Source organism: Bacillus cereus group sp. BfR-BA-01379 (genome assembly GCF_022663605.1).
Classification (GTDB): Bacteria; Bacillota; Bacilli; order Bacillales; family Bacillaceae_G; genus Bacillus_A; species Bacillus_A mobilis.
Map to the genome: position 1 here is coordinate 22331 of NZ_JAKUFT010000052.1, position 12501 is coordinate 34831.

Genomic DNA, 12501 nt, shown 5'->3' on the forward strand with positions numbered 1-12501 from the left:
TCTAATCCCTTCTAAACGTAAATTCTTCAAAATCTTCGTCGTATGTTAGTCTAAACATTCCATTTTCATTAGATTGAACAAACAATAATTCTTTTTCTCTATTTCCTAATTTCATTATCTTATCCACAAATTCAACGAACTGAATACAATCTTCTTTATCCTTTTTATTCGGGCGATAACCTTTTGAAAGTTTGACCATCATTTCATATAATGGATAATCAATTTCTAAATATACAGGAGCTACTTTATCTTCATTGGAAAAAGCAAGTAATATATTTAATTTAAATCGATTTAAAACCTCCGGTTCTACCCCTTTCAAATGTCCTACAAACGGCTTAATTTTAAGAGACTGTGCAACCTGAGTAGTATCATTTGAGTAATCCATAAATACATAATCTGACTTCGGACTTCCGTTCCATAAAAAAATTGATTTTCTGGCTAAATTATACATATCTTTTAAATCAGATCGATTTCCTTTATTAAAAGCATATAAATATTCCATATATTTTTTATAATTTTCATCCCCAAATATTTCATTTAAAACCGGAGATAAAAATAATGACATACGTATTAATGTTTTATTGAATACCTGTCTAGATGAATCACTTAGCTCAAAGAAAGAGCCCATCTCTTCTAGCCCTTCTATCCATCCATCAAGTCCATGTAAATTCAAATGCTTTTGGAAAGTATTCTTCATATTTACTGAATTGTTTAGCTCAATTAGCATTTGGTCTACACTATTTGATCGTAGATGAATAGGATCCATTTTAGAAATAACTGCTAGTAAATTTGATTTTTCTTGACCATCAAATAATAAATTCGGTAATAAGGCTTCGGTTTTTTCCATCATACCTGCCCCAAGAAAATCTTCATTGCCATGAGAAGGCACTAAAATATCATAAATAAAATTAAGCATGGAACGTGTCGAAATAATCATCTTATGCTTAACTATTGCTTCAATTAATATACTTAAAACACCATCTCGTATTTGTTGTTGTTGCAATAACTCATAATTCACCATAAAGAATCCATTTATACCACGTTGCTTATCCTTCAAATAAGCTTGATAGAATGGATTTTTTTCTGACTCAACCACAATTCGCTTTAAAATAGATGAAAAATAATCTGATTTTGGCCCTTCACTGGTTAATTCAAAAGGTTGATAATCACTAAAGCTAATCAAGTGGAAATTACCGCTTTGTTGATTAGTAGCAATTTCATTTGCCTCAAATATTCCTGATTCCTCAATGAATTTTGTTAAAATTTGATAGTGCTCTTTTGCATAATCTGATTCAATAAAGTTATGCAGAACTCCTAGGTTAATAGCTAAAATTAGCTTGAATCTAGAACCATCAATCTCACTATCACTATATGGCTTTAATACTTCCGCTAATGTATCAAGGGAACTCTTTTGTGGATCAAAACTTTCCGTAGCATCATTATGCACCGAAAACTCTTCCATCAATTCAGGATATTTATTTTTCACATACGATAATAAATGTGATTTCCCATCTCCAACGCTACCACACAAGAAAATTAATTGACTCGTATTTTGCCCAGCTGCTGCTGTTAGAGCAGACATCATATCGTTCTGTATCGTTCTTTCTACATGTAAATAATCCTTAAACGAACTAAATTCATTAGGATTTTCGATAGCCTCTTGAGATGATTCTTTCAGCTTCGAGAGTTCTGCTAGTAAATAACTCTCTCCTTCTCCTAAAATAAAATCATCATACACAAAATTGTTATCTGCTTCTTCTTCATTATCTACAGACTGTTTATCTTCAATTTCTAACCCTACCGCAATCTCAGCGTTATTTATTTCTGTTAATTCCTCAGTTTGATTTGATGTATTTTGTTTACTTGCAATCTCAATTAGCATTTTTAACTTTTCTTCTAAACTAGCAGATATCTTTTCTTCTAATTTCTCCACAATATGTACACTACTCTTCGGCTGTGGATGTTTGTATTTCGGGACAACAAACTCATAACTCCCGTATACCTCCATAAACCACACTGCAATTTGGAATAGATTTTTATGCATTTTAAAAGCACTCTCTACCCCACTTTCAATATGTTCATGTGCCGCTTTATTTCCTAAATAGCGAACAGTATCAAATGAACGGGAAATTTCCTTTGATAAGATATCTTCTCTTTCTAATTTTTGAATACGCTCTACTTGCTTTAAGTATTGTACGTCGTGCAGTTCATGTTCTTCCGCAATGCGTTTTGATAATAGCTCTGCAAATATTCTTCCCTTAATTAAAACCGATTGGGGATCTTGATAAAAAACATTTTCAATATCTTTCCCCATCTCCGCTAACTCGGGGAATACCTCTTGTAGAAAATCAAATGTATATTTCTCCAATGATGTAACACCTCTTAATCTAAAAATACGTTTCGAATATATTCCATATTATACAATATCTATAGAAGAATTGTTGGTATTAAGAAAAAAGGAAATTAGTGGATTTTCCATTCATAATAAAATTAAACAGTTCCCACTACTCCATTCTTACTTTTAAAAGATTACATAAAAAATAACCTGAGTCTTTAACTATAGAACCCAGGTTATCCAACACTATATACTTTTAAATTTTTCACAAAAACATGCTACATTTACTTTCTAAAATAAACTTAACTGTACAACACTATCCATCTTCTCTTCTTCTTTGTTAATCTCTAAAATCCTTTGACCCATTCGCTCCACCAAATCAACCACTAAAGCATTTCCCATACAAAAGTACCTGTTTCTTTGTGGCATACCTGTATTCGTCCAATCCATCGGAAATCCATTTAACAACTCACATTCAACTGGTGTTAAGTATCTTAGTTTTTTTGTGTAAGGATCTTCAATTACATGAGAACTTCTATTACAAGTCCCTTCACTTGTTAACATTGTACGTCCAGGCTTATTTAAAACATCAGGGAAAGCCATCCCTCCCTCAGAGTAGAAATATTTATGACCTGTCGCCTTTGATATTCTTTCTTCTTTTTTAGGCCCTTTAAGGTACTTAAGTTCCTCAAATTCCGTTCTTCCCTTTTTGTTAACCTTATCCATTTTCAAGTAATATGATTCATCTGCAGGACCAAATTTATTATATGCTTTCTGAACAATCTCACCTAAAGTCTTTGGATTTTCAGTTACTGGAACTACTTCTTCAGTATATACTTGTCCATCTATCATCACGCCAGAATTATAGTATTCAGCTTTAAATGTATCAGAAACCTCAATAATATCGACCGGCAACTCAAATTGCCCTCTTTTTTTGTTTTCTTCAGGCGCTTCATGCACATTAAAAATCGGAGCGAAAAATCCATTTCCACATAATATCTCTAACGACTTCATTTCACTTTGAACTGATGCAAAATGAGATTCTTTTAAGTACGCGAAAATAAATACTCTTCGTCTTCTTTGTGAATTCCCATAATCCGCAGCGTTAATAACTCGCCATTCCACTGCGTACCCTGCGTCTCTAAAGCTCGCCAGCATAATGGAAAAATCACGACCTCTTTGTTTTGCTGGTGATTTCAATAATCTATCTACATTCTCTAACAAAACAAATCTTGGCTTGCGAGAGTTAACTATGTTCATTATCTCCCAAAAAAGAACACCTTTTTTCCCTTGTATCCCTTTTTCATTTGATATTGTGCGTGCTACTGAATAATCTTGACATGGAAAGCCACCTACCAATAAATCATGCTCAGGTATTTCTGGCCAAACCTCTGCTATATCTTTATTTTCATGTATTCCTTTATTTTCGAATTGAGTGGCATAACAATTAAATGCATGCTGCGCTTTAGTTAAGGGCTCCCATTGATTCCCCCAAATAATCTCAAAATTCTCGTTCGCTTCAAGTCCTAACCTAAAACCCCCCACTCCCGCAAAAAGTTCTACTACTTTCACCATAAATACACGAACATCCCTTCGGTGTTTTATTTCTTTATGCTTCATTATAATAAAAAGTAAGGAAAAGATCAATCCCTCCATTATGAGAGTAAACACTTCTATTCCATAATATAGATTTCGGATTTCCATATCTTATTTAGTAAGAAATCCTCTGATTTTCCTTTACATAATTTTTATCTCTATAAAATTAAAACAGCTTTTTATTATATCACAACTTTTCATTTAACGGTTTCTAAGCAAACTAATTAATATAGAATACGAAAGGGGATTACTATGGTTACATACGTTACACTAGATGAACTAATGTTAAAAGCAAAAAAAGCTGAAGGACACAAATTTAGTGACATTGATTCAACAAATAAACTTACAACAGCAAATTCTAAAGGTGAACTTGGTCAGTTAGTCAAAGAAGGATTTTTTGGGTATGAAAGCGCCTCAGATGCGGATATTAACTTTACAAACCTTGGAGTTAAACTAAAAGTAACACCTTTTAAACACAATAAAAATGGTTCTTTATCCGCTAAAGAACGCTTAGTTTTAAATATCATTAACTACATGGAGGAAGTTAATACATCTTTTGAAGAGTCTAGCTTCTGGGAAAAGAACAAAAAATTATTACTTATGTTTTACGAATGGAAAGCAGATTTAAATCGTCAAGACTTCCATATCGCAAAGAGTGTTCTATTTTCATATCCTGAAGCTGACTTAGAAATAATAAAACAAGATTGGGAAACAATCGTATCTAAGATTCGTTCTGGAAGAGCACATGAGTTATCTGAAGGCGATACAAATTATTTGGGAGCCTGTACAAAAGGAGCAAATAAAAATTCAATTCGTCCACAACCATTTTCCGAAATACAAGCAATGCAACGAGCATTTTCATTAAAACCATCTTATATGACTACATTAGTTCGTAGATATATCAAAAATGAAGAGTTAATAAGCTTCACAACAGCAAACGACTTAAAAGGAAAATCATTAGAGGAATTCCTTCATTCAAAATTCGAACCTTATATAGGATTAACAGATAAAGAGATTGCCCATTCACTAGAAATAGATTCTAAACCTACTGCAAAAAATTTCATTCCATCACTGGTAAGCTCTTTACTAGGTATTAAAAACACACGTCTTACTAATATTGAAGAATTCGCTAAAGCAAATATAGAATTTAAAACAGTCCGCCTAGAGCCAAACGGAAAACCAGAACAAAGCATGTCATTTGAAACTATTGATTTTCATCAATGGACAAATGAAGCATGGGAAGAGAGCGAAATTCGAGAACGCTTCTACCAAACCAAATTTTTATTTGTAATTTTTGAATTTAAACAAACAAAAAAAGAAAACCCAAATCGCGAGCTCTACTTTAAAGGTATTAAACTTTGGAACATGCCTGTCCTTACAATAGAAAAAGAAATACGTGAACTTTGGGAAGAAGTAAACACAGTGGTAAATGAAGGTATTAAACTTGAATATAAAACACGTGGTGATAAAACCGTTGAAATAAATAACCTACCAAAAATGAATTTCAACGGCGTTGCACATATTCGACCAAAAGCTCGTAACGGGGCTGACAAGGTCACTTTACCTGATGGACAGCAAATTACAAAGCAGTGTTATTGGTTGAATAGTTCTTATATTGCTTCTGTTGTCGCCAATAACGTTAACGAATGATTTAATCTTAATCTATAATTTCTATAACCGTAAAAAAACACCTTCTCACTTCACATGATTAGTACACACAGTGAGAAGGTGTTCTTTTACATAGCTTATTGTAGAAGTACTACCTCCCATCATTTCAATCTAATTCCTCCTACCAACTCACCATACCCTAAACTACTCTCCCCACTCCCCTTATAAAAACTCTCCCAACCCCGCTCCCTCAAAATCCCCTTCCAACTATCACTCTCCACCATCCGTTTAATAACACTATCCCAATAAGCAACCTCTTCCTCCGTCATATCTTTCGGGCCCATAATTCCTTTCCAGTGCTGGAAGATGACGTTGATTCCTTGTTCTTTCCATGTTGGGATTTCTGGTAGTCGGTCTAGTCGTTTTGGTGCGGATACGGCTAGTATTTTTATTTTGCCGGTTTTGTATTGTTTTTCGGCTTCGGATAGGGTCATGGTTGCGGTGTTTATTTGTCTGTTCGTTAGGGCATTTATGATTTTTTCTTTGTTTTCGTAGACGAAGAATTGTAGTTCGGCTGGGTTTATGCCGAATGCTTTGCTTACTTGTACGAATGATAGGTGATCGTCGTTTCCTAGGCCTGGGGCAACGCCGATTTTGAAGTTTTCCTTGTTTTGTTTTAGTTGTTCCATTAGTTGTTTTGCGTTTTCTATGTTTGAGTCTTTTGATACGACAACGACTTCCCAGTCCGATGCGAGTGTTGCGAGAGGTGTGAAGTCTTTATATGTTAGTTTACTGTGGCCTAGTAGGTTGTTCGTTATGAGTAAGCTTGAGTTAATCGCGAGTACGTGACCGCCTTTTTGTTTCGTATATTTCCATCCGACATCACCACTGCCACCTACTTTGTTTGTGACAGTGATTGGTTTTGTGAAGATCTTTTCTTCTGTCAGCGTTTTTTGCATCGCTCGTGCTGTTAAGTCCCATCCGGCTCCTTGAACGTTCGGCGCAACGATTTCTACTTCTTCTATGTTCACTTTATTCTTGTTCGTTTTTTCTACAGAACAACCAGCTATTACTCCTGTCATGATCCATATATATAGTAATAATCGATTTTTCATAGTCCTCGTCCTATGCGATATTTTCGTTCTGGTCGTCCGATAATGCCGTATGTGTACTCTACTGTGCATTCGTTTGTCACTACTAAGTATTCTAAATATCTTCTTGCGGTTGTTCGGGAGGCACCCATTTGTTCTCCCATTTCTTCTATTGTAATACCCTCTTCGAATCCTTTTATAATGCCTTTCACTTTTTGCAGTGTTAACGGATCCACACCTGTCGGTAAGTTTTTTATGTCCTGTGTTTGCGAAATGCCGAAGAAGTTATCGATGAGTGCTTGATTCACTTCATTGTTACTATGTAATAATTGCTTCTTTCTTTTATAGTCTTCAATTGTGCGAACGAATTTTTCTAACGTGACCGGTTTTATAAGGTAGTTACTTACGCCGTTTCGAATTGCTTTTTCTAACATATGGTTTTCATTTGCCGCTGTAACCATAATGACGTCAACGTTTGGAAAGTCAGCATGGATTTTCGGTAATAAGTCTGTTCCGATTCCATCTGGCAAATAATTATCTAATAGAAGCAAATCGATTTCTTCCTTTTGTAGTAGTTCCATCGTTTCTTTTGCGTTCAATGCTTTTCCAATCACTTTTACGTCTTTTATTTTCGATAAAAACTCCTCTTGAATTTGCGCGACGCGGAAATCATCTTCTGCGATTGCAACCTTCAACATATTCCCATCCCCCTGTTTGTCATATACTTTCTCTCAATGTTTTCGGAAGGTAAATTGTAAAAATCGCTCCCCAATTTTTCTCGTTTTGAATCTCAATTGTTCCCTCTAGTACATCTACCATTTCTTTTACGTTCGCTAGTCCGTAGCCACGATTGTTTCCTTTCGTTGAAAAACCTTTTTGAAAAATAGTCGTGATTTTTTCAGCTGGTATTCCTGATCCACTATCTATCACTTCAAACACAATATCGTGCCCAATATCCGTAACAAAGAAGGAAACACTCTTTTCCTCTTGCCCACTCACCGCATCAAACGCATTGTCGATTATATTTCCAAGGATCGTAATAAGGTGCGATACTTTTATATGGTCTGGTAACGGATGAAGGGCACTATCTCCTTCAATATGAAAATCAATTTTCTTCTCAGATGCTGTTCCGATTTTCCCTAATAAAATAGCTTGCACTTTCGCATCATGAATTTGATGGAATAAAATATGGTTTTGACTTTGATGAATATTAGATTCTTGCTGGATAAATTCAATCGCTTCTTTGTAATGTCCTAACTGAAGTAATCCTGATAAGACGAAAAGTTTATTTGTAAATTCATGTGTTTGAGCGCGTAAGTCCTCGGAATACTTTCTTACCTCAGATATCGTATTCACTAAGTTTTGCAGTTCTGTTTTATCTCTAAAACTACATACAACTCCTACCGTACTGTTATTTTCGAGTATCGGTGTCATGTTTAAAATAAACACTTTATCTTGAAATGCGATTTCTTGATCGTTTTCTAACACTCTCTCCATATTAAATTCCGGTAAAACTTTTGAAATGTGCTGCTGCATATAATCATCATTTACATGTAGCATCTCCTCTGCAGACGTGTTCATCATCGTAATAAAACCATTTTGATCAATGGCGATAATTCCTTCTTTTATAGATAGTAGTATCGCACTTCGTTCCCTGTATAACGCCGCGATTTCATTCGGCTCTAAACCGAGTGTATCTTTACGAATGCTACGTGCTAAAAGAATACCGCCAACAATGCCAGCTAGTAATACAGCTAAGGAAAAGAGTATAATTTCTTTCGTTCTGCTCAGTATGTTAGATTCAATACCTTTTATTAAAAACTCTACTGTCACAACACCTACTACTTGATCGTAGTCTCCGTTATGAACAATAATGGGCGCCTTCGCCATTAAAGCAGGACCACTTTCACCATTTCCTTCGAGCGTATAATAGCCACCAAAAGTGAGTGCTTCATAGTTATATGGATTGTTACTCTTTGTGCCAATTAACTCCGAATTAGAATGGGAATACATAACCCCAAAGCGATCTTCTATAATGACATAATCTGCACCAGCTTGCTCACGAACTTGTTCTGCAATGGATTGGATCGTACTTTTATGCTCGTTATTTTGAAAGGCATCTTTTATAGCTGGCATAAAAGAGAGCGACTTCGCCGTTTGCAGCGCTAACTGTTCCACTTGGCGCTTCGTATCAACGGACTGAATGTAAACAAATATTCCCGCTAATAGGAGAACGACAAATAAAATTAACGCGATAATTAAGCTTACTATTTTCGTTTGTAATGACACTTTGCGTGATTTCTTCATACTTCATATCCTTTGATAAAATATTCAAAACTATCAATCTCCTTTTCTATTATTATGACAAAACGAATAATGAAGCAACTATTAAAACTCTCCATGTACATAAAGTACAAAAAGAATAAAATTGTCATAATATTGAGATTTTATTTTATAGACAGTACAATCCAACTATGATGAACACGCTTTCATAATTATCATTTTATTTATAAGCAAGAGGAGGAATTATTATGGCTCAAGCAAAATCAAACCGAGTCGCCGGCAATATTTTCAAAGGTTCAGTCGGCAATTTAATTGAATGGTATGACTGGTACGTTTACTCTGCTTTCGCTGTTTACTTCTCAGCGGAGTTCTTTCCTAAAGGAGATCCAACGAGTCAGTTACTGAACACAGCGGCTATTTTCGCAGTTGGATTTTTAATGCGCCCTATCGGAAGTTTATTAATGGGACGTTATGCGGATCGGCATGGACGCCGGGCAGCATTAACGCTTTCCATTACGGTTATGGCCGGTGGTTCTTTAATTATCGCCTGTACACCGAGTTACGAAAGTATCGGTATTATGGCACCAATTATTTTAGTTCTTGCCCGTTTACTACAAGGATTATCACTTGGCGGAGAGTACGGAACTTCCGCAACGTATTTATCTGAAATGGCTAGTAGTGGTCGCCGCGGCTTTTATTCAAGCTTCCAATATGTAACGCTCGTTGCTGGGCAAATGGTTGCGTTAGGTGTTCAAATTGTTCTTCAGCAATTACTAAGCGAACCAGATATGAAAGCTTGGGGATGGCGCATTCCGTTCATTATTGGAGCGATGGGTGCAGTAGCTGTATTATGGCTTCGCCGCACAATGGATGAATCGGAGCAGTTCGCAAACATAAAATCACAAAAACGCGAAAACGCAGGAACCGTTCGCGCGCTTATGAAACATCCGAAAGCAGTATTAACAGTAGTCGGCCTAACATTAGGAGGCACTGTCGCATTCTATACGTACACAACATATTTACAAAAATTCATGGTAAACACAGTCGGTCTGCCGAAAGAAGTTGTAAGCTGGATTAACTTTGCCGCACTACTTATTTTCGTCGTACTTCAACCAATTGCGGGGCTATTATCCGATAAAATTGGACGCCGCCCACTATTAATGGCTTTCGGTATTCTCGGAACATTACTAACAGCACCAATCTTCTTCTTCATGGAAAAAACGACAGAACCAATCGTAGCGTTCTTACTTATGATGGTCGGTCTCATTATCGTTACTGGTTACACATCGATTAACGCAATTGTAAAAGCAGAACTCTTCCCAACTGAAATTCGCGCACTCGGCGTAGGTTTACCGTACGCACTAACCGTTGCGATATTCGGCGGAACAGCTGAGTTCATCGCATTATGGCTAAAGAGTATCGGAATGGAATCACTATTCTACTTCTACGTAGCCGGATGTATCGCGATCAGCTTTATTACGTATTGGCGCATGGATGAGTCATCGAAGACTTCGCAGATTGAGGCGGAGCTTGGTGGGGATACATTAGTTAATAATAAGTCTAGTTAAAATTATGTATTCTATTATCTTCGTTTATCTAAAAAAGCATAATTCACTAATATGCAATTTAAAAACCTCTACTTATATGTAGAGGTTTTTGTATGACGAAAAAACACGTAGTTCCATTGTTATTTTAAAAACCCCAAATTCTTCCTCATCTTAAAGTGGAACAAATTTATTACTTAGAGTGTCTAATAAGTGTATTTCTAATATGAGTTGTCCAGATTGGATACAACATATCCCGTTTGACATCTATTTTTATGTATTACAAAAAATGAAAGGACTTATTATTCCCAAAGGTAAAAAACATGTATTGTGATACTTTCACAGGTGAACCATTACAAGTGAAAACAAAAAAGAAATAACCCAAACCGTGACTTATCAATCATATAAAGTGAAACTTTAATCAGTGGTGGTCTTACTGCCCGGCAAATAGCGGGATAAACGTTTTGGATGTCCTTTAACCTGTGAAATTTCAGCTACAGTAGTATTGTTACCCTATGCCATCTTTAATTGCATTGGTATTTAGAATACCTAGACAAAATCCATATATTCTTGAAAGAGGTTGAAAATTTATGTTCGTTTTAAACAAGTTCTTTAACATTTTACATTACAAAAAGATTGTGCCTGTAGTATTACTTTCATGTGTATCACTTATAGGCTGTTCCAATAGTAATACTCAATCTGAACCACCTAAGCAAACGAATCAATCTAATCAAATTAAACAAGAAAATACAGGTAATCAATCTTTCGCTAAACTTGAAAAAGAATATGATGCTAAGCTTGGTATTTATGCACTGGACACAGGTACAAATCAAACTGTTGCCTATCATTCAGATGATCGTTTTGCATTTGCATCTACATCTAAATCATTAGCTGTGGGCGCTCTTTTACGCAAGAACTCATTAGAAGCTCTTGATCAAAGGATTACGTATACTCATGAAGATCTTTCTAATTATAATCCAATTACTGAAAAGCATGTTGATACAGGAATGACGTTAAAAGAACTTGCAGATGCTTCAGTTCGATATAGTGACAGCACAGCACATAATTTGATTCTTAAACAGTTAGGAGGTCCCTCTGAATTTGAAAAAATCTTGAGAGAAATGGGAGATACTGTTACTACTTCAGAACGATTTGAACCTGAATTAAATGAAGTGCATCCAGGAGAAACACATGATACCAGTACACCAGAAGCAATAGCTAAGACGCTTCAATCATTTACATTAGGGACTGCACTTCCAACAGAAAAACGTGAACTATTAGTAGATTGGATGAAGAGAAATACAACTGGAGATAAATTGATTCGTGCGGGCGTACCAAAAGGATGGGAAGTAGCTGATAAAACAGGCGCGGGATCTTACGGAACAAGAAATGATATCGCAATTATTTGGCCACCAAATAAAAAGCCGATTGTTCTTGCTATACTTTCTAATCATGATAAAGAAGATGCTAAATACGATGATAAACTTATTGCAGACGCAACCAAAGTCGTGTTAAATACCTTAAAAGCTACGGAATAAATGATAATAGGTTAAATGTTTTCTATTTTAGATGGGTGTTTTCATCAACTAAAAATTTAATAGTGTCCCAAAAACGAAATTTGGTGCTAACTTGTAATAAAAGGATCATTTTTATTGTTTGGGGATAAATCGTTCTTTAAGCTTGATGGCGATTTGGTGCTATCCCTAAAACATCTGGACTGTAATAGCCAACTAAAAAATGCAAACAAAAAGACCTTTAATCAGTCGTTTTGTTTGCATTTCCTTTTTCTAAAACCACAGAAAAGATAAGTACTATAGTTAACACCATAATAAACCTTACTTCACTTCCATCACTTACAAAAAATGAATACAAAGTATAAATTAAAATTAATATTCCATAAATAACTTTGTGCAATGAACTCCCCCCTTTTTTGCCGTATATATTTTAGTGTAAAAATTTAATTCAAGCCCTATATCACAATGAAAATAAAAAGCACCTGTGATATACACAAAGTACTTTTCTCTTGTCAATTTATCTATTTTCA

9 protein-coding genes are annotated in these 12501 nt (G+C 35.3%); 3 read left to right on the forward strand and 6 right to left on the reverse strand.

The window, feature by feature from the left end; all coding sequences use genetic code 11:
- Nucleotide 1: 1 nt before the first annotated feature.
- Entirely contained in the window at nucleotides 2-2368 is a 2367-nt protein-coding gene (gene dptF / locus MR113_RS18735; RefSeq protein ID WP_242256106.1) for a DNA phosphorothioation-dependent restriction protein DptF, read from the reverse strand.
- A gap of 258 nt (nucleotides 2369-2626) precedes the next feature.
- Nucleotides 2627-3910, reverse strand: a complete 1284-nt coding sequence (gene dcm / locus MR113_RS18740) for a DNA (cytosine-5-)-methyltransferase (protein ID WP_144650016.1) — start codon at nucleotides 3908-3910, stop codon at nucleotides 2627-2629.
- Between the two features lie 273 nt (nucleotides 3911-4183).
- On the opposite strand from dcm, the gene MR113_RS18745 reads away from it, so the two are divergent.
- Nucleotides 4184-5581, forward strand: a complete 1398-nt coding sequence (locus MR113_RS18745; protein WP_242256108.1) for a Sau3AI family type II restriction endonuclease — start codon at nucleotides 4184-4186, stop codon at nucleotides 5579-5581.
- A gap of 119 nt (nucleotides 5582-5700) precedes the next feature.
- Here the strand turns inward: MR113_RS18745 and MR113_RS18750 are convergent, their stop codons facing one another.
- The 3 genes from MR113_RS18750 to MR113_RS18760 are packed head-to-tail and all read right to left on the reverse strand — an operon-like array spanning nucleotide 5701 to nucleotide 8937.
- Nucleotides 5701-6654 carry a tripartite tricarboxylate transporter substrate binding protein gene (locus tag MR113_RS18750; RefSeq protein WP_242256110.1) on the reverse strand — a complete coding sequence of 318 codons (954 nt, stop codon included), beginning with the start codon at nucleotides 6652-6654 and terminating at the stop codon, nucleotides 5701-5703.
- Nucleotides 6651-7328, reverse strand: coding sequence for a response regulator (locus MR113_RS18755; RefSeq protein WP_242256111.1), 678 nt, complete (start codon nucleotides 7326-7328; stop codon nucleotides 6651-6653). Before MR113_RS18755 ends, MR113_RS18750 begins: the two co-directional genes overlap by 4 nt.
- Before the next feature lie 19 nt (nucleotides 7329-7347).
- Nucleotides 7348-8937: an ATP-binding protein gene (locus MR113_RS18760; protein ID WP_242256113.1), complete on the reverse strand. Its 1590-nt coding sequence runs from the start codon at nucleotides 8935-8937 to the stop codon at nucleotides 7348-7350.
- Nucleotides 8938-9161: 224 nt separating this feature from the next.
- Between MR113_RS18760 and MR113_RS18765 the strand changes: the two genes are divergently transcribed.
- Nucleotides 9162-10481: an MFS transporter gene (locus tag MR113_RS18765; protein WP_242256115.1), complete on the forward strand. Its 1320-nt coding sequence runs from the start codon at nucleotides 9162-9164 to the stop codon at nucleotides 10479-10481.
- A 566-nt stretch (nucleotides 10482-11047) separates the two neighbouring features.
- Nucleotides 11048-11995, forward strand: a complete 948-nt coding sequence (gene blaIII / locus MR113_RS18770) for a class A beta-lactamase BlaIII (RefSeq protein WP_242256118.1) — start codon at nucleotides 11048-11050, stop codon at nucleotides 11993-11995.
- A gap of 217 nt (nucleotides 11996-12212) precedes the next feature.
- Here blaIII and MR113_RS18775 read toward each other — a convergent pair whose 3' ends face one another.
- A complete protein-coding gene (locus tag MR113_RS18775) occupies nucleotides 12213-12371 on the reverse strand; it encodes a hypothetical protein (protein ID WP_002087303.1) in 159 nt (52 codons plus the stop codon).
- Nucleotides 12372-12501: the final 130 nt, after the last annotated feature.